Source organism: Cupriavidus sp. GW821-FHT07C08, from assembly GCF_059419025.1.
Genome location: NZ_JBWKQZ010000001.1, coordinates 80,089 through 103,043, shown reverse-complemented (window position 1 = coordinate 103,043; position 22,955 = coordinate 80,089). Strand labels below are relative to the sequence as shown.

At 67.5% G+C, this 22,955-nt stretch carries 17 protein-coding genes and 1 pseudogene; 6 read left to right on the top strand and 12 right to left on the bottom strand.

The features are described 5' to 3' along the window. Positions 1 to 220 precede the first annotated feature (220 nt). Both AC07UK_RS00520 and AC07UK_RS00515 read right to left on the bottom strand, forming a co-directional pair. Complete coding sequence (locus AC07UK_RS00520; protein WP_436221764.1) at positions 221 to 973, bottom strand: aldolase; 753 nt, start codon at positions 971 to 973, stop codon at positions 221 to 223. A 199-nt stretch (positions 974 to 1,172) separates the two neighbouring features. After that, positions 1,173 to 2,045 carry a LysR family transcriptional regulator gene (locus AC07UK_RS00515; protein WP_436221763.1) on the bottom strand — a complete coding sequence of 291 codons (873 nt, stop codon included), beginning with the start codon at positions 2,043 to 2,045 and terminating at the stop codon, positions 1,173 to 1,175. Between the two features lie 569 nt (positions 2,046 to 2,614). Here AC07UK_RS00515 and AC07UK_RS00510 point away from each other — a divergent pair. Then, positions 2,615 to 3,946, top strand: coding sequence for a mechanosensitive ion channel family protein (locus tag AC07UK_RS00510; protein WP_494685466.1), 1,332 nt, complete (start codon positions 2,615 to 2,617; stop codon positions 3,944 to 3,946). A 14-nt stretch (positions 3,947 to 3,960) separates the two neighbouring features. Here the strand turns inward: AC07UK_RS00510 and purT are convergent, their stop codons facing one another. The 6 genes from purT to AC07UK_RS00480 form a co-directional block, all read right to left on the bottom strand. Next, positions 3,961 to 5,166, bottom strand: a complete 1,206-nt coding sequence (gene purT, locus AC07UK_RS00505) for a formate-dependent phosphoribosylglycinamide formyltransferase (protein WP_080569540.1) — start codon at positions 5,164 to 5,166, stop codon at positions 3,961 to 3,963. 262 nt (positions 5,167 to 5,428) lie between these two features. Continuing rightward, positions 5,429 to 6,673, bottom strand: a complete 1,245-nt coding sequence (locus tag AC07UK_RS00500; protein WP_436221761.1) for an MFS transporter — start codon at positions 6,671 to 6,673, stop codon at positions 5,429 to 5,431. Between the two features lie 169 nt (positions 6,674 to 6,842). Further along, positions 6,843 to 7,835, bottom strand: a complete 993-nt coding sequence (locus AC07UK_RS00495) for a Bug family tripartite tricarboxylate transporter substrate binding protein (protein WP_494685467.1) — start codon at positions 7,833 to 7,835, stop codon at positions 6,843 to 6,845. 118 nt (positions 7,836 to 7,953) lie between these two features. Further along, complete coding sequence (locus AC07UK_RS00490) at positions 7,954 to 8,718, bottom strand: crotonase/enoyl-CoA hydratase family protein (RefSeq protein WP_114135305.1); 765 nt, start codon at positions 8,716 to 8,718, stop codon at positions 7,954 to 7,956. 43 nt (positions 8,719 to 8,761) lie between these two features. Next, complete coding sequence (locus AC07UK_RS00485; RefSeq protein WP_013956840.1) at positions 8,762 to 9,526, bottom strand: SDR family NAD(P)-dependent oxidoreductase; 765 nt, start codon at positions 9,524 to 9,526, stop codon at positions 8,762 to 8,764. Positions 9,527 to 9,565: 39 nt separating this feature from the next. Beyond that, positions 9,566 to 10,744, bottom strand: coding sequence for a thiolase family protein (locus tag AC07UK_RS00480; protein ID WP_494685468.1), 1,179 nt, complete (start codon positions 10,742 to 10,744; stop codon positions 9,566 to 9,568). A 216-nt stretch (positions 10,745 to 10,960) separates the two neighbouring features. Here AC07UK_RS00480 and AC07UK_RS00475 point away from each other — a divergent pair, with 216 nt between their 5' ends. After that, positions 10,961 to 11,776: an IclR family transcriptional regulator gene (locus AC07UK_RS00475; RefSeq protein WP_494685469.1), complete on the top strand. Its 816-nt coding sequence runs from the start codon at positions 10,961 to 10,963 to the stop codon at positions 11,774 to 11,776. Positions 11,777 to 11,811: 35 nt separating this feature from the next. On the opposite strand, the gene AC07UK_RS00470 is transcribed toward AC07UK_RS00475, so the two are convergent. Beyond that, complete coding sequence (locus AC07UK_RS00470) at positions 11,812 to 12,609, bottom strand: crotonase/enoyl-CoA hydratase family protein (RefSeq protein ID WP_436221757.1); 798 nt, start codon at positions 12,607 to 12,609, stop codon at positions 11,812 to 11,814. A 299-nt stretch (positions 12,610 to 12,908) separates the two neighbouring features. Between AC07UK_RS00470 and AC07UK_RS00465 the strand changes: the two genes are divergently transcribed. Then, positions 12,909 to 15,068, top strand: a complete 2,160-nt coding sequence (locus AC07UK_RS00465; protein WP_436221756.1) for a PQQ-dependent dehydrogenase, methanol/ethanol family — start codon at positions 12,909 to 12,911, stop codon at positions 15,066 to 15,068. 25 nt (positions 15,069 to 15,093) lie between these two features. On the opposite strand, the gene AC07UK_RS00460 is transcribed toward AC07UK_RS00465, so the two are convergent. The 3 genes and pseudogenes from AC07UK_RS00460 to AC07UK_RS00450 all read right to left on the bottom strand — a co-directional run bounded on the left by AC07UK_RS00460 (position 15,094) and on the right by AC07UK_RS00450 (position 18,132). Continuing rightward, positions 15,094 to 16,047, bottom strand: coding sequence for a Bug family tripartite tricarboxylate transporter substrate binding protein (locus tag AC07UK_RS00460; RefSeq protein ID WP_436223070.1), 954 nt, complete (start codon positions 16,045 to 16,047; stop codon positions 15,094 to 15,096). Between the two features lie 68 nt (positions 16,048 to 16,115). Further along, positions 16,116 to 17,545 (bottom strand): annotated as a pseudogene (locus tag AC07UK_RS00455) (amidase). 191 nt (positions 17,546 to 17,736) lie between these two features. Further along, positions 17,737 to 18,132, bottom strand: a complete 396-nt coding sequence (locus AC07UK_RS00450; RefSeq protein WP_494685486.1) for an EAL domain-containing protein — start codon at positions 18,130 to 18,132, stop codon at positions 17,737 to 17,739. 109 nt (positions 18,133 to 18,241) lie between these two features. On the opposite strand from AC07UK_RS00450, the gene AC07UK_RS00445 reads away from it, so the two are divergent. From AC07UK_RS00445 to AC07UK_RS00435, 3 genes are read left to right on the top strand one after another with little or no spacing between them, the layout of a single operon-like run. Then, positions 18,242 to 21,046 carry a monovalent cation/H+ antiporter subunit A gene (locus AC07UK_RS00445; protein WP_494685470.1) on the top strand — a complete coding sequence of 935 codons (2,805 nt, stop codon included), beginning with the start codon at positions 18,242 to 18,244 and terminating at the stop codon, positions 21,044 to 21,046. Continuing rightward, positions 21,046 to 21,414 (top strand): Na+/H+ antiporter subunit C, encoded by a 369-nt coding sequence (locus AC07UK_RS00440; protein ID WP_114135312.1) that lies wholly within the window; start codon positions 21,046 to 21,048, stop codon positions 21,412 to 21,414. The genes AC07UK_RS00445 and AC07UK_RS00440 overlap by 1 nt, the downstream gene beginning before the upstream one ends. Next, entirely contained in the window at positions 21,411 to 22,952 is a 1,542-nt protein-coding gene (locus tag AC07UK_RS00435; RefSeq protein WP_436221752.1) for a monovalent cation/H+ antiporter subunit D, read from the top strand. The genes AC07UK_RS00440 and AC07UK_RS00435 overlap by 4 nt, the downstream gene beginning before the upstream one ends. Positions 22,953 to 22,955 lie beyond the last annotated feature (3 nt).

Here is a 22,955-nt window from a genome sequence, read left to right as displayed (position 1 = left end):
GTCTCCAGTGGTGACTAGCGGCATCTGTGCGTGCCAATCTCGGTATGACCCTGTCCCCTTTCGAAAGACCAGCCGCTCGCTACCGAAAAGCGGGTTGGCTGGTGCCAGTCTCGCGGGCCAAGATGGCCATGGGAACACTTGCCGCCGTTTGCTAACGGGGCAAAATCATGCTGGAGGTCGTGGTTCGTCTTTTGGGGCCGAAGGCCGAAGGTGGTGCGACTCAACGCTCCGTCTGACGGCACCAGTAATCAAAGGTACCGTTGACGATCGAAGGCTTGAGCAGGTAGTCGTGAGCTTCACGGGCGAGATCGTCGGGTAGCGGGGTAAGCGGCCCGAAGGTGCGGGCGCGCACCTGCATGCGGGCAGCGCGCTCCATGTAGACAGAAAGATAGGTCGCTTCTTGCACGCTACATCCGGTGGTCAACTGACCGTGGCTGGCCAGCAGGATCGAGCGGTTGCTGCCCAGAGCGCCGGATATGATCACGCCCTCCTGGTCAGCGATGGGAACGCCAGGCCATTCCGCAAGGAACGCGCAATCGTTATGAAACGGCGTCATGTCCATTTGCGAGACGATTAGCGGTTGCTTGGCCGCGGCAAGTGCCGATACATACGGAGAATGCGTATGGATGATGCTATGGGTGTTGGGGCGATCGGCATAAACCCACAGATGGAACCGCGTTGCCGGATTCGCCATCCCAGTGCCGCTGAGGGTATTCAGGTCTTGGTCGACTTCGATAAAGTCGGCTTCGGTGGCTTCGTCAAAACCCAGGCCGAAACGCAGGGTCCAGTAGGCGCCTGGGCGCTCCGAGCGTGCGCTGATCTGGCCAGCCAAGCCAGCTTCCTGCCCGGTCATGGCCAGGATGCGGCAAGCATAGGCCAGCGTTTGCTGCAGCGTGCGCTCGCGAGGCTTGAGATGGGCACGCATCTCCTGCGTTGCGCGTTCGTCGAAGTATTCCTTAGAGCGAAGTTCCATTTTGTTTCCAGTCGTATTGGTTGCCGGGCATAGACTGGGCCCGGCGACTCCAGAACGCCTCTGTTGCCCCTCGTGGGGGGCACACTTCGGCACCATCCCGAGTTGGCCGGTGGGATGTCGTTACGACTGGATTATGGGAAGTCAGAAGGGACTGTGATAGCGCGGAGCGCTCATACTTCCTATGACTGGGCGTACTACCTCAGACCGTTTGAGCGATCTTCAGCATGTGTTTCACCAGCGCTGTTTTAGCTTTTTCTCGCTTGGTAATGGCGACAACGCGCCGACTGAGACGAGGATTTATTATGCGCACTCGTGACAGCCCATAGTTCTCGAGCAGTTGCGTCGGTACTCGGTCTGGTAAAACGCACTGACCGCCGGTTGATGCGACGAGCCTGAGCATCGCATCGACCGTGTCCACTTCCGCCACGACATTTGTGTCAAGTCCCTTCCTGTGCAGCATTCGTCTTAGCGCATAGTGCGCAGGAAAAGCGACAAGCGGTACTCTTTGTGCCTCTAGGTCGACCCCTTCGAGTGCGACCGAGGGCGAGTTTTGGCTGACGATCAACGTCATGACATCGTCGAATAGCGGCACGATTTCTACGGCATCCGAGGCTACCGCTACGTCGTAAACAAAGCCTATATCCGCTTTGCCCGCTTCCACCAGCTCAACAACTTCAGGTGAACTCCGCCCCATGAGCGAGACGTTGGCATTTGGGCGCTGGCTCATGAATCGGGAGACAACGTCTGGCATGAAGTAGTAGCTGAGGGTATGAATAACAGCCACTCGGAGACTGCCCTGGCTGACTCCTTGCTCCTCGCGCAACTGGAGAATCGTATTGTCGATAACGTCATATGCGGTCTGGGCGGCAGCCTGCAGTTTGTGGCCTGCGTCAGTAAGGGAGACCCCGCGCCCGTGGCGGTCGCACAACTTTTGACCTACTGCTGCCTCGAGTTGGGCCAGCTGACGGCTCAAGCCGGATTGGGTTAGACCAAGCGTCATTGCAGCGCCTGAAATGGAGCGGGCCTGCGCTATTGCCAGGAATAGCCTTATCTGAGCATCTAATGCCTTCATAATTTTTGGGGGGGCTCTTCAGCTAGTTATGACGTTCAACCGTTCCGCCATTTCGAACCGACGGCTTCAGCGCTTTCCCGGTCGGAGCCCGCCCTCCCTAGACTTTGGGCGTCAATGGATCCGTCGGTGGAGATGTTGCTGGATCCATCGCTCAACAGGCATCCGGCATTAACGCAAGTTCCGCACCATATGTGTATTGGTACTATGCCCGGTTTGATAGTCGACTTCGGCCAGCGCGCTCTGTTAGCCCAGCCGGTCGTACCGGCTTTTGGCGGTTGGCTCCTCGTTCGCATGACGCCTCTGCCTTGCCGGCCGTGCAGCAGCGCATGCAGGCCTACGGCGTGGAGCCGAGCAAGCCGACGGCAGAGGAATTCGCGCGCTTCAACCTTGTCGAGAGCGCGAAGTGGCTGGATGTCATGAAGCGGGCCCGCGTGGTGCCGAACTACGCGGGGGGCGGCGAGACACGCCGTGTGCCGGGCGATTCGCGGCCGGTAGAGGCGGAACGGGCAGGGTGTCAGGCGCGTTTTGTACACTATCAGGTCGATTCACCCGGCTGCAGACGCCCCCCTATGAGTTTCGATGCCCTGCTGGAGCTATTCCAGCAACGTATTCCGGCCCATCCATGGGCCCAGATTGCCTCGTACCTGCTCGTGCTGGTGCTGATCGCCGTGGTGGCGCAGTGGCTGTTCGGCCACGTGATGTCGCGTATCGCCCATCGCTTGCTGACGGTATGGGGCAAGGCCCCCTGGAGCAAGGCGCTGACGCGTTATCGTGCCTATCGGCGCTTCGGCTATGCGGTCGGGTTCGCGGTGATCACCGTTGGCATTGGCGAAGTGCCGCACATGGGCCGCTATGCGCTGGCCATCGAGCGCCTGGCCCATGCCGGCCTGTGGATCTGCTTTTTCCTGATGCTAGGCGGCGTGCTGAGCGCCTGGCAGGACGTATACGCCAGCAGCCGCGAGGCGCAGACGCGCTCGATCAAGGGCTATATCCAGGTGGGACGGCTCGGGCTGGGGCTGGTGTGCTCGGTGCTGGTGCTGTCGATCCTGATCAACCGCTCGCCGCTGTGGATGCTGTCTGGCCTGGGCGCATTGTCGGCGGTGCTGCTGCTGGTGTTCAAGGACACGCTGCTGTCGCTGGTGGCCAGTACCCAGCTGACCTCGAACGACATGCTGCGTATCGGCGACTGGATCGAGATGCCCCAGTGCAATGCCGACGGCTACGTCAAGGACATCGCCCTGCATACGGTCAAGGTGCAGAACTGGGACAACACCGTGACCACGGTGCCGACCTACAAGCTGTTCTCCGAGAGCTACCGCAACTACCGGCAGATGTTCGAATCCGGCGCGCGGCGCATCAAGCGCACGTTGCGGCTCGATGCGGGCAGCGTGCGCTTTCTGGAGGACCGGGAAGTGCAGGCGCTGATGCGCTTCCGGCTGCTGCACGACTACCTGGAAGAGAAGCAGGCCGAGGTCGACGAGGCCAACCGCCTGCTGATTGCCGCGGGCAATGACCCGGTCAACCGGCGCCGGCTGACCAATGTCGGCACCTTCCGCGCCTATGGCATTGCCTACCTGAAGGCGCACCCGGAGATCCACCACGACCTGCTGCTGAACGTGCGCATGATGGAGCCCGATTCGCAGGGCATCCCGGTGGAGATCTACTGCTTTACCGCGCTGACTGCGTGGATGGACTATGAGCGCATCCAGGGCGATGTCTTCGACCACCTGCTGGCGATCCTGCCCGAGCTGGGCCTGCGCCTGTACCAGGCGCCGTCAGGCGCGGATCTGACCGGCGTGCGCATCTCGCCGGTGCTGGCCGCGGCGCAGGTGGCGGCGGCACAGGCCACCGTCCATCATGCGCCTGCCCACGGCGCTGCCGCGGGCAACCATCCGATCTGAGCTGCGCCTGACGCTCAGCCGACCGCGCGCGGACGCACGCGGCTGGCGGCTTCCTTGGCGCGGGTGCGGGCGGTGTCGACATCGTCCGCGTAGGCCAGCGCCACGCCCATGCGGCGCTTGATGAAGCTCTCGGGCTTGCCGAACAGGCGCACCTCGGTCTGCGGCACGCTCAGTGCCTGGTCCACGCCATCGAAGACCACGCCCTGGGCATCCACGCCGCCGTAGATCACGGCGCTGGCGCCGGGGCTGCGCAGCGTGGTGTCGACCGGCAGGCCCAGGATGGCGCGGGCATGCAGTTCGAACTCGTTCTGCCATTGCGTGGCCATGGTGACCATGCCGGTGTCGTGCGGACGTGGGCTGACCTCGCTGAACCAGACTTGCTCGCCCTTGACGAACAGCTCCACGCCGAACAGGCCCATGCCGCCCAGGTCTGCCGTGACCGCTTGCGCAATGCGCTGGGCGGTTTCCAGCGCGGCGGGGTGCATCGGCTGCGGCTGCCAGCTCTCGACGTAGTCGCCGCTGACCTGGACGTGGCCGATCGGGGCGCAGAACTGCGTTTCCACCTGGCCGCTGGCGCCCATGGCGCGCACCGTCAGCAGCGTGATCTCGTAGTCGAAATCGATAAAGCCTTCCACGATCACGCGGCCGTGGCTGACGCGGCCGCCGGCCATGGCGTAGTCCCAGGCCGCCTTGACGCCATCGGGACCGTCGATCTTGCTCTGGCCCTTGCCGGAGCTGCTCATCACCGGCTTGACCACGCACGGGTAGCCGATGCCGCCGTCGATGGCAGCCTGCAGTTCATCCAGCGAGTCGCAGAACTTGTACGGGCTGGTCGGCAGGCCAAGCGATTCGGCGGCCAGGCGGCGGATGCCTTCGCGGTCCATGGTCAGGCGCGCGGCGCGGGCGGTGGGGATCACGCGCACGGTGCCGGCGGCTTCCAGCGTTTCCAGCATGGGCGTGGCGATGGCCTCGATCTCGGGCACGACCAGGTGCGGCTTCTCCGCCTCGATCAGCGCCTTGAGCTGGTCCGGGTCGCTCATGGCGATGGTGCGCGCGTGGTGGGCTACCTGCTGACCGGGGGCATTGTCATAGCGGTCGACGGCGATGGTTTCCACACCGAGGCGCTGCAGTGCAATCAGCACTTCCTTGCCCAGCTCGCCGGAGCCGAGCAGCATCACTTTGGTGGCAGAGGGGGAGAGAGGCGTTCCGAGGGTGGTCATGGCAGCGGGTGGGACGGGAAGGAAAGCGGAGATTGTACGTGTTGGGGGCTGTCTGTGGCGCCGGCGGGGGCGCATATTGGTATGGGGCCAGGGAAGGGCGCCTGGCGGGCGTGCCACCGAATTCAGCGAAGAGCCATAAAAAAACCCGCGCGGGGGCGGGCTTGAAAAGGCCTGAGGATCCAAGACCGGACCGCTCGGGATCCATGCTAGGTATTAAGCGCGCCCTCCGCATCCCCCGTTCGGGGCGGCCCGGCACAGTATTTCAGGAAGTGGCCATCAGCGGCGGCTGCCGCCGCGTCGCCACGGCAAATGCAATTTGCGCCAGCCCCGCGGCCAGCCCCAGCGTCACGCCGACCTGCCACGCCACGGTGTAGGAACCCAGCGCGTCGTAGACCAGCCCACCGCCGAAGGCGCCGAGAAAGCTGCCGATCTGGTGGCTGAAGAACGCCACGCCGCCCAGCATGGCCTGCCAGCGCAGGCCGAAGGTCTCGGCGATCCAGCCCGATACCAGCGGCGCCACGCCCAGCCACAGGAAGCCCATCACCGCGGCGAACACCAGCGTGCTCTGCGGCGTGGGCGCCGACGAGAAGTACCAGGTCAGCGCCAGCGAGCGAATCGTATAGATGCCGCCCAGCAGCATCAGCTTGTTGAAGCGGCCGCCGGCCCAGCCGAAGAAGATGCTGCCCAGCACGTTGAAGCCGCCGATCACGCCCAGCGCCTGCGCGCTGAGCATCGGGTCCATGCCGCATACGTCCAGATACGACGGCAGGTGCGTGGTCAGAAAGACCAGCTGCATGCCGCAGACGAAATACGCCAGCGCCATCACCACGAACGGCGCGTGCCGCAACGCGGTGCCCAGCGCTTCACGCGCGCTGTCCTGGCCGCGCCCTGCGGGCGACACCAGCGGCAGCCGGTCCACGCGGCCGGCAAACCACGCCGCGGGCAGCATCACCAGCGCCAGCAGCACGAACGCGGCCAGCCCGGTGCGCCAGCCGTAGGCCTGCGTCACCATCTGCCCGATCGGTGCCGCCAGCAGCGCGCCCAGCGAGCCCGCGCCAGACACCAGCCCCAGCACCGTGCTGCGCAGCGCCGCCGACACCGGCCGCGCCGCCACCGCCATCGCCAGGGCACTGCCGGTGCAGGCCATCGAGGCGCCAATGGCCACGCCCGCGCCCAGCGTGACGCCGATCATGCTGTGCGCCGTCGCCAGCAGCACCAGTCCGGTCACATAGAGCAGCGAGCCGGCCAGCATCAGCGGCCGGAAGCCGATCCGCGTGGCCCAGGCCCCGGCCAGCGGCTGCAGCAGGCCCCACGCCAGGTTCTGTACCGCGATGGCGATGGTGAAATCCGATACCGAGATGCCGAGGTCCCGCGTCAGCGGCGGCATGAAGATGCCAAGGCTCTGGCGCAGGCCCATGGCCAGGCTGAGCATCAGGGAGGCGCCGATCAGGATCGGCAATGCCGGGCGCAGGGCTTCGTAGCGGGAAGGCGCGGTGGGGGTGGGCACGGTGTGGTCTCGTCGCTTGTCGTTATCGTTGTGAGCCCCGGGGCGCTATCCATGTCTTTACATTTAAGCGTGCGCTGAATATACCGCAGGGTAGGGCGAGGGTATGCCCCAGGTCCCACCGTGTCAATTTGGCTTTGGGCGGGGCCACCTTCCGCTTTGCCAAAGGCGGCTAGTCCAGGCTGACCTTCGATGCCCGGATGGTCTCGCCCCAGCGCTTGATGTCGCCGCTGACCAGAGCGGCGAACTTCGGTTGCGGTTCGCCGCCCGAGATGCCGCCCATGTCGCGGAACCTGGCCACTACCTCGGGGTCGCGCATGGCCTTGCCCAGCGCTTCCTGCAGGGTGGCGGCAATGGCAGGCGGGGTCTTGGCCGGCGCAAAGAAGCCCAGCCAGCCCATCACCACGAAATCCTTCACGCCGGCCTGCGCCATCGTCGGCACGTCCGGCAGGGCAGGCAGGCGCTCGGCGCTGGTCACCGCAAGCGCGCGCAGCTTGCCGGCGCGGATCTGCGGCAGCGCCTGCGTCAGGTTGTCGAACATGAAGGTGGTTTCGCCCGCCAGCACCGAGGTCGTGGCTGGTGTCGACCCCTTGTACGGCACGTGAATCACTTCGGTGCCCGTGCGCAGCCGGAACAGCTCCGCCGTCAGGTGCGTGGTCTGCCCGATGCCGGCCGAGGCGTAGGAATACTTGCCCGGGGACTGCTTGAGCTGCGCCACCAGCTCGGCCAAGCTGCGCACCGGCGCCTGCGCGCCGACCACCAGCACGTTGGCGAAGGAAATCAGGTCCGTCAGCGGCAGGAAGTCCTGCGGCTGGTAGGACAACTGCTTGTAGGCACTGTAGTTGATCGCGTGTGAGCCGGTATTGCCGACCAGCAGCGTGTAGCCGTCCGGCGCCGCGCGCATGAAGGCCTGCGTGCCGATGATGCCGCCGCTGCCGGGCTTGTTGTCGACCACCACCGGCTGGCCCAGGATGGCCGACAGCTTCTGCGCCACCAGGCGCGTCGGGATGTCGGTGGTGCCGCCCGGCGCGCCGGGCACGATGATGGTGATGGGGCGCTCAGGCCAGGCGGCGGCGCTGGCCGCCAGCGGCAACGTGGCGGCGGCGGTCGCCAGCAGCAGGGCCGCGGACGTGTTGAACAGCGATTCGGGCAGCTTGTGTTTCATGGGTCTCCTCCATGTTCTGGTCTGTGTGCTGCTTGGAATGTGCGAACGGCCGGCTTGCGGCCGGCCGTTCACTAGCCCAGGGCGGATGACATCGATGCCCTCTGCCTGGCGTGGGCCATCACTTGCCCGTCCACACCGGCTTGCGCTTCTCGGCGAATGCGGCGGCACCCTCGCGGGCATCGGCCGAGGTGAACACCGGCGCCAGCAGCGGGCGCTGGCGCTCGAACATCTCCTCGGCGCTCCAGTCGGCGGACTCGGCCACGATCTGCTTGCTGACGGCAACCGCCAGCGGGCCGTTGGCGCCGATCTCGTCGGCCAGCGCCAGCGCGCCCGCCAGCGCCTGGCCCGCTTCGGTCAGGCGGTTGATCAGGCCATAGGCGTGGGCCTGCTCGGCGCCCAGCATATTGCCGGTCAGCGCGTATTCCATGGCGATGTGGTACGGCACCCGGCGCGGCAGGCGCATCAGGCCGCCGGCGCCCGCCACCAGCCCGCGCTTGACTTCAGGCAGGCCGAACTTGGCCGCCTTCGACGACACGATCAGGTCGCACGCCAGCGCCAGCTCGAAGCCGCCGGCCAGCGCATAGCCTTCCACCGCGGCGATCAGCACCTTGCGCGGCGGCTTCTCGGTCAGCCCGCCAAAGCCGCGGCCGGGCAGGCTGGGGCGCTTGCCTTCCAGGAAGCCCTTCAGGTCCATGCCCGAGCAGAAGGTGCCGCCCGCGCCGGTCAGGATGGCCACGCTCAGGTCGTCGCGGCTTTCCAGCTGGTCGATGGCGGCGGCCAGCGCGGTCGCGGTCTCGAAGTCCATGGCGTTTTTCGCCTGGGGCCGGTTCATGGTGATCAGCAGCGTATTGCCGCGGGTTTCCAGTTGCAGCGTGTCGCTCATGCGGGTTTCCTTGTCAGAAGTCGGTATCGGTGCTGCGCGCGGCTCAGCGCGGTGCCATGCGGATGGCGCCGTCCAGGCGGATGGTTTCGCCGTTGAGCATGGGGTTCTCCAGGATGTGCAGCGCGGTGGACGCGTATTCATCCGGTGCGCCCAGGCGGGGCGGGTGCGGCACCATGGCGCCGAGCGACGCGCGCACGTTCTCCGGCAGCTTGGCCAGCAGCGGGGTGTCGAACAGCCCCGGGGCGATGGTGCAAACGCGGATCGCGCGCTGTGCCAGGTCGCGCGCGGCCACCAGGGTCATGCCGACGATGCCGGCCTTGGCCGATGCGTAAGGGATCTGCCCGATCTGGCCCTCGTAGGCGGCCACCGACGCGGTCAGCACGCACGCGCCGCGCTCGCCGTCGATCAGTTCGTTCTTGGCCATGCGCGCAGCCCCCAGGCGTAGCGCGTTGAAGGTGCCGATCAGGTTGATGCGCACGATCGACTCGTACTTTTCCAGCGAACCCGGCGAGCCGTCCTTCTCGACCACGCGCACCGGGCCGCCCAGGCCCGCGCAATGGATCAGCGCGCGCAGCGGGGCAATGGCTTCGGCGGCGTCGTAGACGGCGTTCATCTGGTCGGTGTCGGTCACGTCGGCCTTGAGGAAGCGGACCTTGCCGCCGAACTCGTCGACCGCGGCATTGCCGCGCTCTTCCGACAGGTCGGCGATCACGACGTCGACGCCGCGTTCCACCAGGCGCCGCACGCAGGCCAGGCCCAGGCCGGAAGCGCCGCCGGTCACGACGGCGGACATATTGGTCAGTTTCATGCTGTGTCTCCTTGACTGGATGTTTGGTTCAGGGGCCGCTTACAGGCGCTCGATGATGGTGGCGTTGGCCATGCCGCCGGCCTCGCACATCGACTGCAGGCCATAGCGCTGGCCGCTGTCTTCCAGTGCATGCAGCATGGTGGTCATCAGCCGCACGCCGGAGGCGCCCAGCGGATGGCCCAGCGCAATGGCGCCGCCGCGCGGGTTCAGGCGTGCCGGGTCGGCGCCGAGCGCGCGCTGCCAGGCCAGCGGCACGCAGGCAAAGGCTTCATTGATCTCGTAGTGCTCGATCTGGTCGAGCTTCAGGCCGCTCTTCCTGATCGCGCGCTGGCTGGCGGGGATCGGGGCGGTCAGCATCATGACCGGATCGTCGCCGCACACATCGAAAGCGACAAAGCGGGCGCGCGGCTTCAGGCCCAGGCGCTGCGCCATCGATTCGCTCATCAGCAGCATGGCGGAGGCGCCGTCACTGATCTGCGAGGCATTGCCCGCGGTCACGTTCCAGCCGATCTGCGGGAAGCGCGCGCTGAGTTCGTCATTGCGGAACGAGGCCTGCAGCGTGCCTAGCTTCTCCACCGAGGTGCCCGGGCGGATGGTTTCATCCTGCTCGACCAGCCCATTGGGCGTGCTGATGCCCAGGATCTCGCGGCGGAAGGCGCCGCTCGCGCGCGCGGCGGCGGCCAGCTCGTGCGAGCGGGCCGAGTAGCTGTCCATGTCGTGGCGCGATAGTTCGTACTTGGCGGCCACCAACTCGGCCGCGACACCCTGCGAGACCAGCCCCGGCGCATAGCGCGCTTCCATCGACGGGCCGTACGGGTTCTGGCCGATGCGGGCCGAGCCCATCGGCACGCGGCTCATCGACTCGATGCCGCAGGCGATGACGATGTCATAGGCGCCGGCCATGATGCCCTGCGCGGCGAAATGCACCGCCTGCTGGCTGGAGCCGCACTTGCGGTCGATGGTGGTGGCCGGCACGTGGTCAGGAAAGCCTGCCGCCAGCCACGCCACCCGGCCCGGGCCGGCGGACTGCTCGCCCGCCTGGGTCACGCAGCCGGTGATGACGTCGTCGACCAAACCCGGATCCAGCTTGTTGCGCTCGACCAGGCCCTTGAGCACTTGCGCCAGCAGTTCGGTGGCATGGAGTTCGGTAAAGGCCGAGCCTGGCTTGGAGCGGCCCATCGGGCTGCGGATGGCGTCGACGATGACGGCTTGTTGCATGGGGTGTCTCCTGAAAAGGCTGAGCGTTGCGAGTCGTGGCTGGGATATTGAGACGTCCGTACCGAAATGTGATCGTCCAATACGATGAATTGGGATTCTGGCTTCGGAAAAGCGCCGTGTAAACCCAAATAACCAGGTTTGACTTTGGGAAAAACGAAGGGCAACATCCGGGTTTTGAGACGCTCGTATCAAAAAACCTTGAATTCAGGCAATAACATGACGAATGCACCACACGGCTCCCTGGCCCCGCCGCCCGCCGATGCCGACGGCGAAGCGCGCCTTGTCAGCGCGCTGGCGCGTGGCATTTCGATCCTCAACTGCTTTTCCCCAACGGTGCAGGAGTTGAGCAGCCGCGAGCTGATGGAGCGCACCGGCCTGGCCAAGCCGACCTTGTTCCGGCTGCTCGATACCCTGTGCGAGCTGGGCCTGCTGCACTATTCGGAGCGCCTGTCGCGCTACGTGCCCGGGGTTGGGCTGATCAACCTGGCCGCGCCCGCGCTGGCACGCATGACGATCCGCCAGCTGGCGCGGCCGGCCATGCAGGAGCTGGCCGACCATATCGCCGGGCAGGTCGAGCTGATCGTGGGCAGCGGCAATGCGCTGACCTACGTCGAGATCGCCCAGGGCGTGGGCAGCCATGTGTTCCGGCCCGAGGTCGGCACGCGCGTGTCGGTCTCGCGCACAGGGTCCGGACGCGGCTACCTGATGCTGTTGAGCGAGGCCGAGCGCGAGGCCTATCTCGCCCAGCTCCGCGCCGCCGATCCGCAGCGCGCTGACTGGCTGCAGGAGCGCCTGGCCGATGCCGCCCGTGACCTGCAAGACCACGGCTTCTGCCGCGGCCACCGCGACCTGCACCGCGAGGTGGAATCGGTTGCCGTGCCGATGCGCACCCGCCGCGACGGCGAGGCGTGGATCTTTGCCGCCTCGGTGCCCGTGTTCAGCCAGCAGAGCAAGCAGATGGAGGAGGACATCGGCCCGCGCCTGGTGAGCCTGGTGCGCAATGTAGAGGGGGCGCTGGGCGTGGCAGGCTGAGCGGCACAGCAGTCCACCTGACGCTCTGCTGCAGCTCAGTTCCCCGTGAAAACCGGCGTGCGCTTGTCCAGGAACGCTTGCACCGCCTCACGGTGGTCGGCAGTCTGGTGCGACAGCGCCTGGAAGCCGGCGGACAGTTCCAGCAGCGTATCCAGGCGGGTATGCATGGCCTCGCGCATCAGGCGCTTGGCCAGTCGCACCGCGTGCGGCGGGTTGGCGGCGATGCGGCCGGCCAGCTCATAGGCCGTGGGCAGCAGCGCCTCGGGCGCGACCACGCGCGACACCAGGTTCCATTCCAGCGCCAGCCTGGCATCGATCGGCTGGCCGGTGAAGGTCATCTCGGCCGCCCGCGACAGGCCGATCACGCGCGGCAGCAGCCACGCGCCGCCATCGCCGGGGATGATGCCGAGCTTGACGAAGGACTCGGCAAACTGCGCACGCTCCGAGGCAATGCGGATGTCGCACATGCAGGCCAGGTCCAGCCCAGCGCCCATGGCCGCGCCATTGACCGCGGCGATGACCGGCACTTCCAGGTTGAACAGCGCCAGCGGCAGCCGCTGGATGCCGCAGCGGTAGTCCTGGCGGATTTCCATGCCCGGCACTTCGCCGGAGGCCTGGCGTTCCATGTCCTTGATATTGCCGCCCGACGAGAACGCCGTGCCCGCGCCGGTGATGACCACCGCGCGCACGCTGCGGTCGCCGTGGATGCGGTCGATCGCGGCCAGGAACTCTGCCACGGCGGTATTTCCGGTCAGCGGGTTGCGGCGCTCGGGCTCGTTCATCGTCAGCGTGACGATATGGTCCTGCTGCTCGTAGAGAAGGAAGTTGCTCATGCTGGAGTCTCCGGACACGGGGGTGCGGGCTGGTTGCCTGCCTTGGCGCCAAGGCTAAGCGAGGCGTGCCTACACCGTCCAATATTCATTTCTTCATCAGTAATATCCGACACATATCGCTCGGCAGGCTCGGGATGCCCGCCGCCTTGCGCCGGGGGCACGACTTTCCGCGGGTAATCCCTGTACCCATAATCGGATCGCTCACCGATGATCTATAGGCCCCGGCCACGGCCCGGCATCGCGCAGTTCCGTAATCCTGCAGTCCCGAATTCCAACAAGAATGCCCTACAGGAGACGACATGAGCCATGCGTTGAAGCAGGCGACGGACCCCGTTGCCCCCGATGTTGCAATGCATACCCGCCGCCCCATGAGGCGCGCCACTGGCTTCCTGGCAGCGGCCCTGGCGCTGGTGGTGCAGGTCTTGCCCGCCAGCGCCGCGGCGCCGCGCAATGCGGCAGCCAGGGTTGACGGCGCCTTCATCAGTGCCAACGCCAGCACCGCCCGCGACTGGCCCAGCCACGGCCTGGACTATGCCGAGACCCGCTTCAGTCGGCTCAGGCAGATCGATGCCGCCAACGTGCGCGACCTGGGCCTGGTGTGGACCTACAACCTGGAGTCGACCCGCGGCGTGGAAGCAACCCCGCTGGTAGTGGACGGCGTGATGTACGTCACCGCGTCATGGAGCGTGGTGCATGCGGTTGATGCGCGCACCGGCAAGCGGCTCTGGACCTTCGACCCCAAGGTGGACCGCTCGCTCGGCTATCGCGGCTGCTGCGACGTGGTCAACCGTGGCGTGGCGCTGTACCAGGGCAAGGTGTTCGTGGCCGCCTACGATGGCCGGCTGATCGCGCTGGATGCCGCTAGTGGCCGCAAGCTGTGGGAGAAGGACACCATCATCGACCGCAAGTACTCGTACACCATCACCGGCGCGCCGCGCGTATTCAAGGGCAAGGTCATCATCGGCAACGGCGGCGCCGAATACGGCGTGCGCGGCTACATCACGGCCTATGACGCCGGCACCGGCGAGCAGAAGTGGCGCTGGTTCACGGTGCCGGGCGACCCCTCCAGGCCGTTCGAGGATGAGTCGATGGCCGCGGCGGCCAAGACCTGGGACCCCAGCGGCAAGTACTGGGAGGCGGGCGGCGGCGGCACGGCCTGGGACACGCTGGCCTTCGACCCCGAACTGAACCTGATGTACGTGGGCACCGGCAACGGCGCGCCGTGGTCGCACAGCAAGCGCAGTCCGGCCGGCGGCGACAACCTGTACCTGGCCTCGATCGTCGCGCTCAACCCGGATACCGGCAAGTATGTCTGGCACTACCAGGAGACCCCGGGCGACAACTGGGACTACACCTCGGCGCAGCCGATGATCCTGGCCGACCTGAAGCTCGACGGGCAGATGCGCAAGGTCATCCTGCACGCGCCCAAGAACGGCTTCTTCTTCGTCATCGACCGCACCAACGGCAAGTTCATCTCGGCAAAGAACTTTGTCGACGTGAACTGGGCCACCGGCTATGACGCCAATGGCCGCCCCATCGAGAGGCCCGAGGCGCGCGCCACCGACAAGCCCTATGACTCGGTCCCTGGGCCGTACGGCGCGCACAACTGGCATCCGATGTCGTTCAACCCGCAGACCGGGCTGGTCTACCTGCCGGCGCAGAACGTGCCGATCAACCTGATGGACGACAAGACCTGGAACTTCAATGAAGGCAAGCCCGGCACCCCGCATGGCAACGTGGGCTGGAACACTGCCAAGTTCCTGAATGCCGAGCCGCCCAAGAGCAAGCCCTTTGGCCGGCTGATCGCCTGGGATCCGGTGCAGCAGAAGGCGGCATGGACGCAGGAGCATGTGTCGCCGTGGAACGGCGGCACGCTGACCACCGCCGGCAACCTGGTGTTCCAGGGCACCGCCGACGGCCGCTTTGTCGCCTATGACGCGCGCAGCGGCGACAAGCTGTGGGAGTCGCCCACCGGCACCGGCGTGGTGGCGGCGCCGGTCAGCTTCGAGTTGAACGGCAAGCAGTATGTGTCGGTGGCCGTGGGTTGGGGCGGGGTCTACGGGCAGGCCCAGCGCGCCACCAACCGGCAGGGGCCGGGCACGGTCTACACCTTCGCCCTCGGCGGCAAGGCGCCGCTGCCGGCCTTTGCCGAGTACCGCGCCGCCAGGCTGCTGCAGGGTGTGAAATATGACCCGGCGCAGGTCAAGGCGGGCACCGGCCTGTACGTCAGCAACTGCGCCCTGTGCCACGGCGTGCCCGGCGTGGACCGCGGCGGCAATATCCCCAACCTGGGCTATATCGATGCCGCCTATATCGAGAACCTGGACAAGGTGGTCTTCAAGGGGCCGGCGATGGCGCGCGGCATGCCGGACTTCACCGGCAAGCTGACGCCGGACGATGTCGAGAAGATCAAGGCCTTCATCCAGGGGACCGCTGACGCGGTGCGGCCCAAGCCCTGAGGGCAGGGCAGGGCCGGACCGGGCCTCAGTCCTCGGCCTGGAAGCCGGTCGCCTCCACGATAGGCTTCCACGCGGCGCGCTCCAGCTGGATGCGGCGGCGGCCTTCCTGGCCAGGACGCGCCACCACTTCCAGGCCCAGCGCTTCCAGCTTGGCCACGGTGGCGGCGTTGGCCGAGGCGGCGAGGAACATCTTTTCCACCTGCGCCAGCACGTCAGGCTGCGTGCCAGCAGGCACGAACACGCCGTACCAGCTGGTGGCGTGGTCATACTGGCTGAAGCCCTGTTCCTTCATGGTGGGCACTTCGGGCAGCGCCTTGGCGCGGCGCGTGCCGCTCACTCCAAGGAAGCGCAGCTTGCCGCCCTTGTACAGCGGCATCATGCTGGCCACGGCATCCCAGCCGATCGACACATTGCCGCTGACCACATCCACCAGCATCGGCGATGCGCCGCGATACGGCGCGGGCGTGATGGCGATGCCTTCGGCCTTGCCCAGCGCCACCGTGCCCAGGTGACCGGCGCTGCCGATGGTGGCCAGGCCCAGGCTGGCACCGCCCGGGTTGCGCTTGGCCCAGCTCACGTATTCCTTCATGTTCTGGTAAGGCTGCTGCACGCCGGTCGCGACCGCGGTCGGCACATCGGTCAGCACCGCCGCGGGCACCAGGTCCTTGTCGGCATCGTATGACAGCTTCTTGTAGGTCAGCGGAAAGATCGTGAACAGGGGCGAGGGGCCGATGAACACGGTCTTGCCATCGGGCCTGGCGCGCTTCACGTAGTCGAGCGCCAGGCGCGCCGAGGCGCCGGGGCGGTTTTCGACCACCACGGTGCCGTGGCCGTCCTGGCGCAGTTGCTCGGCATACAGGCGCGCCAGGCTGTCGGCGGCGCCGCCGGGCGCGTAGCCGACGATGATATGCATCGGCTCGGCATCGGCCGCGCCGGCCGGCGCGGTCATGGCGAAGGTGGCGGCAGCGACAGCGGTCATGGCCAGCAGCCGGCGCGTCAATCGGACTTGATGAGTCATGGCAGTCAGGGAACGATGTTGAGAGGGTGTCAGGGCAGGGTGGGCCACTGGCCGGTCAGGTCATGGACCGATTCGTACAAGGCCGCCGCACGCAGCAGCTGCGCGTCGCCGCGGAACTGCCCGACCAGCTGCAGCCCGATCGGCAGCCCATCGCTGCCAAAGCCGCAGGGCAGGCTGATGGCCGGATGCCCCGTCATATTGAACGGCATGGTCCAGGGAAACCAGTTCGCGCGCACATCGGGATAGTCCTGGCCATCGATTTCGATCTGGCCGAACAGGTCTTGCTCCAGTGGCAGTGCGGTGCGTGTGATGGTGGGCATGGCGAGCAGGTCGGCGCGCCCCAGCAGCGCCTGCACGCGCAGGAACAGCTGCGAGCGCTCGAACATCGCCTGCTGGTATTCCACGGCGGTGAATGCGGCGGCCGATTCCACCTGGCGCACGAAGGTCGGACTCAGCGCCTCGCGGTGCTGCGCCACGATCGGCGCAAAGCGCGTGCGCCAGACCGTGTGGTTGATGGCACGCCAGACGGGTTCGACGTCGAACCCTTCGCCGCCGAAGGGCTCCAGTTCGGCGCCTAGCGCGCGCAGCTTGTCCAGGCTGGCCTCGAACGCGCGCGCCACGTCCGCCGAGACGGGGCGGCCAGGCGGCGCCGGGCAATACAGGATGCGCCGGCCACGCAGGTCGCCCTGCGCCCGCGCTGCGGCCACGTAGTCGGCGGCGGGCACGCCGATCGACCACGGGTCGCACGCATGCTCGCCGGCCATGGCCTGCAGCATCAGGCCGGTGTCGGCCACCGTGCGCGTAGTCGGCGTCACGTAGGTCTGGTTGCCGAACAGGTCCTGCGCCTGGCTGTGCGGAATCACCCCCTGGCTCTGCTTGATGCCCACCACGCCATTGCAGGCGGCAGGAATGCGCGTGGAGCCGCCGCCATCGGTCGCCACCGCCAGCGGCGCGATGCCGCTGGCCACCGCCACCGCGGCGCCGCCGCTGGAGCCGCCGCTGGTGCGCTCGGCGTGCCAGGCATTGCGGGTGCGCCCGAACAGCGGCGAATCGGTCAGGCACTTGGAGCCGAATTCCGGCGTAGTGGTCTTGCCGACCAGGATCGCGCCCTGCGCGCGCAGCCGCGCCACCGCCACGGCGTCTTCGGCCGGCACATTGTCGCGCATCGGCACGGCGCCAAAGGTGGTGCGCACGCCGCGCGTGTTGACGATGTCCTTGGCGGTGAAAGGAATGCCGTGCAGCGGGGGCAGCGGCCGGCCGGACATCACTTCCGCTTCCGCCGCGCGCGCCGCGGCCATGGCCTCGTCCGCGCACAGCGTGATAAAGCGCAGTTCAGCACCGGCTGCAGCCGCTCGGCGCGCGCCAGCACCGCGGCGGTCAGTTCCACCGGCGAGATTTCCTTGCGCCGGATGCTCTGCTGCAGCTCGGCGGCGCTGGCAAGACAAAGCGCTTCGCTCATTGGACGGGCGTCTCCTGAAGATGGCCGCGCGTGCCGGTTTCGGTGCGCGCAGGCGTGATGGCGATAAGCTGGAACAGACATCTTACAACCGGCCCGCGCACGCGGGGACTATCGCGACCAGGTGCCATCGGCGAGGAGGCGTTCGGCAAGCATCAGGGATGCACTGCCGTCGTCTCGCGGCGTGTCACCGTTCAGGGGTGCGCCGGGGATGCCAGGTACGCCTGCAGGCCGTCTGCCGGCAAGGCGCGTGAAAACAGCCACCCCTGGCCGAACTGCACGCCGCGCTCGCGCAGGAAGCGCGCCTGGTCTTCATGCTCGATGCCCTCGGCCACGACCTCGAAGCCCAGCGCCTCGGCCATGGCGATGATGTGCGGCGCCACGGCGCTGGAAGCTGCCTCGCGGCCGATGGCGGTCGCTGCTGCGCAGCACGCGCCATCGCCGCGCGTATTCAGATTCTTTTTGCAAAGCGATGAATTCTTTCGTGCGCCGCGCAATAAGGCGAGCATGACTTGCGCAATGCCGGCAGAATCCGGAAAGTAGGGGGGACGACTGCCCGCATGAATGCCCGCATAAAGGACCTGGCCCATGACCACCGCCCCATTTGCAACACAAGCACCATCGGCCCGGCTTGCCGCCCGGCGCGTCGGCGGCCGGCACACGCCGGCCGTGACCCCGGGCAACGGCTGAGGGGGGCGCATGGCGCTGGTGCTGCTGATCGCGCTGCCCCTGCTGGCCGCGGCGCTGGCGTGGTTGATCGGCATGCGGGCCGCGCGCTTGCTGGCGCCGGTCGTCATCGGTTTGCCGCTGGCCGCGCTGGTGCTGCTGCTGAGCCTGCGCGGCGCGGTCTTCGAACAGCCGGGGCATGCGCTGGGCTGGCGCGTGGCGTGGCTGCCGCAGCTCGGGCTGGACCTGTCGCTGCGGCTGGATGGCCTGTCGTTCCTGTTTGCGCTGCTGGTGCTGGGCGTGGGCCTGCTGGTGATCCTGTACGCGCGCTACTACCTCGCGCGCAATGAATCCGCGGTGCGCTTCTTCTGCCTGCTGCTGCTGTTCATGGCGGCCATGCTGGGCGTGGTGCTGGCCGGCAACCTGCTGATGCTGGTGGTGTTCTGGGAGCTGACCAGCATCCTGTCGTTCCTGCTGATCGGCTTCTGGTCATGGCGCACCGATGCGCGCCAGGGTGCGCGCATGGCGCTGGCGGTCACGGGCGGCGGCGGGCTGGCGCTGCTGGCAGGGGTGCTGCTGCTGGGCCATATCTGCGGCAGCTTCGAGCTGTCCGAGGTGCTGGCGCAGGCCGGCAAGGTGCAGCACCACCCGCTGTACCTGCCGATGCTGGTGCTGGTCCTGCTGGCGGTCTTCACCAAGTCAGCGCAGTTCCCGTTCAGCTTCTGGCTGCCCCATGCCATGGCCGCGCCCACGCCGGTCTCGGCCTACCTGCACTCGGCCACCATGGTCAAGGCCGGCGTGTTCCTGCTGGCGCGGCTCTATCCGGTGCTGGACGGCACCAACGGCTGGTTCTACCTGGTCAGCATGACGGGGCTGGCCACGCTGATCGTGGGCGCCGGCCTGGCGCTGCTGCAGCGGGACCTGAAAGGGCTGCTGGCTTATTCCACCATCAGCCACCTGGGCCTGATCACGCTGCTGTTCGGGCTCGATACCCAGCTCAGCACGGTGGCGGCCATCTTCCATATCATCAACCACGCGGTGTTCAAGGCGTCGCTGTTCATGGCGGCCGGCATCATCGACCATGAAACCGGCACGCGCGACCTGGACCGCCTGCACGGGCTGGCGCGCTACATGCCGCACACCGCGGTGCTGGCCATCGTGGCATCGCTGTCGATGGCGGGGGTGCCGTTGTTCAATGGCTTCCTCAGCAAGGAAATGTTCTTCGGCGAGACCCTGGCGCAAGGCCTGCTGGGCGACTTCAACTGGGTGATCCCGACCGCGGCGACGCTGGCGGGGGCGCTGACGATGGCCTATTCGTTGCGCTTTATCTACGGCGTGTTCTTCGGCGCCCGGCAGCCCGACGTGCCCAACTACCCGCCGCACGAGCCGCCTCGCTTCATGAAGGTGCCGGTGGAGTTCCTGGTGGTGACCTGCCTGGTGGTCGGGCTGGTGCCGGCCTATACGGTGGGCGACCTGCTGGCGGCGGCTTCGCTGGCCACGCTGCGCGTGCCCCTGCCGGAGTACAGCCTGAACCTGTGGCACGGGGTCAACCTGCCGCTGCTGATGAGCCTGGTGTCGATGGGCGGGGGCGCGGCGCTGTTCTTCCTGCGCCGCCACGCGCTGCGGCGCCTGCAACACGCGATCAGCCACCTGAGCGCGCGCCAGTCATTCGAGCATGGCATGCATGCGCTGGAACGCTTTGCCGCAGCCGTCACGCGCTGGCTGGAGAATGGCTCGCTGCAGACCTATGTCGCCTGGATGCTGCTGGCGCTGCTGGCTGTGCCGGCATACTTCCTGGCCGACCTGGAATGGCTCGGTGGCAGCATGCCGGCGGGCGCCATCGACCTGATCGGCGCCGCCACGCTGGCGCTGCTCGGGCTGTGCGCGGTGGGCGTGGTGGTGACGCACGGCCAGCGGCTGTTCGCGCTGGTGCTGCTGGGCGGCTGCGGGTTGATGGTGTCGATGGCGTTCCTGCGGTTCTCCGCGCCGGACCTGGCACTGACGCAGATCTCGGTGGAGGTGGTGACGATCCTGCTGCTGGTGCTGGCGCTGTTCTACCTGCCGCGCGAGACGCCGGAGCGCGCCGGGGCGGCGCGCCGCGGGCGGGATCTGGTGCTGGCGCTTGGCGGCGGCACCTTGCTGGCGATGGCGGCCTACGCCGTGATGACGCGGCCCTATGACCCGGTGTCTGCCTTCTATATCGACCAGTCCGTGCCGGGCGGCGGCGGGCACAACGTGGTCAACGTGCTGCTGGTGGATTTCCGGGGCTTCGACACCATGGGCGAGATCTGCGTGCTGCTGATTGCAGGGCTGGCGGTGCAGGCGCTGCTCAAGGGCATGCGGCTGGACACCCCGTCGGCAGCGCCCGATGGCCTGCCGTGGAGCAGCCAGGCGCATCCGCTGCTGCTGGCCATGCTGGCGCGGCTGATGCTGCCGCTGACGCTGCTGGTGGCGGTCTATATCCTGCTGCGCGGGCACAACCTGCCGGGCGGCGGCTTTGTCGCGGCGCTGATCACGTCGGTGGCGCTGCTGCTGCAGTACGTCGCCAGCGGCGTGCGCTGGACCGAAGCGCGCATTGCGCCGGACTATCGCGCCATTGCCGGCGCGGGCATCCTGCTGGCGGGCCTGACCGGGCTGGGCAGCCTGGCCTTCGGCTATCCATTCCTGACCACCGCCTTCGGGCATTTCCACATACCGGGCATCGGCGAGGTGGAGCTGGCCACGGCGATGATCTTTGACCTGGGAGTCTTCTGCACCGTGACGGGAACCACGCTGGTGATCGTATCGCACCTGGGTGTGCGCAACCTGCCGCCGGCACAGGCCGCGGAGGACGCCTGATGGCCGCGCTCTACGCCATCACCATCGGCATCCTGGCCGCGGGCGGCATCTACCTGCTGCTGCGCGAGCGCGTCTTCACCGTGGTGCTGGGGCTGACGCTGCTGTCGTATGCGGTCAGCCTGTTCCTGCTGGGCATGGGGCGCCTGTCGATCGGCCGGCCGCCGGTGATCGTGGCGGGCGCCAGCTACGCGGACCCGCTGCCCCAGGCGCTGGTGCTGACCGCCATCGTGATCGCGTTCGGCATGACGGCGTTCGCGGTGGTGCTGGCGCTGCGCTCGCTGGGGCTGACCGGCAGCGACCATGTCGACGCCGCCGGCCAGCCGGAGGGGCGCGATGCCGATGGCGGCAATCAGGAGCCGCGGCCATGAACCACGCCGTGCTGCTGCCCATCCTGATCCCCATGTTTGCCGGTGCGCTGCTGACCGCGATGCCGGCCCAGCGGCTGCGCGCGCAGCGCATCGTCTGCGCCGTGGCCACGCTCTTGCTGGCGCCAGTGGCGGTGCACCTGCTGCGCCAGGCGGCTGGCGGCGAGATTGCGGTCTATGCGATGGGCAACTGGTCCGCGCCGTTCGGCATCGTGCTGCAGCTGGACCGCACCGGCGCGATGATGCTGGCCCTGACCGTGGTGCTGGCCGTCGCCGCGCTGGCGGCGGCGGGAGAGGGCACGGCCCGGCAGGGCCGGCATTTCCATGCGCTGTTCCAGTTCCAGCTGATGGGCCTGAACGGCGCCTTCCTGGCGGGCGACCTGTTCAACCTGTTCGTCTTCTTCGAGATCCTGCTGATCGCGTCCTATGCACTGCTGGTGCATGGGGCGGGGCGGGCGCGCATCGGCGCCGGGCTGCACTACGTGATCCTGAACCTGGTGGCGTCGTCGTTCTTCCTGGTCGCGGTCGGCGTGCTGTACGGGCTGTCGGGCACGCTGAACATGGCGCACCTCGGCCTGCGCCTGGCCGGCCTGCCGGCCCAGGACCTGCCGCTGGCGGTGGCTGCCGGCGCCATGCTGATGCTGGTCTTTGCGCTGAAGGCGGCGTTGTTCCCGCTGTATTTCTGGCTGCCGCGCGCCTACGCCAGCGCCACCGGCCCGGTCGCGGCGCTGTTTGCCATCATGACCAAGGTCGGCATCTACGCGATGCTGCGTTGCGATGCGCTGATCTTCGGCGGCCCGCAGGGACTGCTGGGGCCATTCCTGCATGACTGGGTGTTCGTGCTGGCGCTGGTCACGCTGGCGGTCGGCGCGCTGGGCGCGGTCGCCGCCGGCACGCTGCGCGCGATGACCAGCTACCTGGTGGTGACATCGGTCGGGTTGCTGGCCGCCTGCGTAGCGATGCAGACGCAGGCCGGCTGGGCCGCGGCGATGTTCTACCTGCTCAGCACCACGCTGTGCACCGCCGCGCTGTTCCTGCTGGCCGACGCGCTGGAGCCGGAGCCGGCGCGCGAGGACGGGGCCCCGGTCAGTGCCTCGCGGCTGGCCGGGCTGCTGTACCTGGTGGGCGTGGTGGCAGCGGTGGGGCTGCCGCCGCTGTCGGGCTTCCTCGGCAAGCTCATGGTCCTGCGCGCGACCCCGGCGCCGTGGGTGCCGGCGCTGTGGCCCGCGGTGCTGGTGTCGGGCCTGCTGCTGCTGATTGCCGTGTCCCGCACCGGCACGCGGCTGCTGTGGCGGCTGCCGCATGAGGCGGAGCGCGTGCCGGAAGGGGATGAATACCTCGACGAAGACCATCCCGGCGCGGCACGCCTGCGCGTGCGGCCCGACGCGCGCAAGCTGGCCTGCTGCGCGCTGCTGCTGGCGGGCAATGTCGCGCTGACGGTATGCGCGCGGCCGGTCAGCGACTATGTGGCTGACGCGGCGGCGCAGCTGCTGGACCGCGCCGCCTATCTCCGGGCGGTGCTGCCCGGGCAGCCGGGGTAGGAC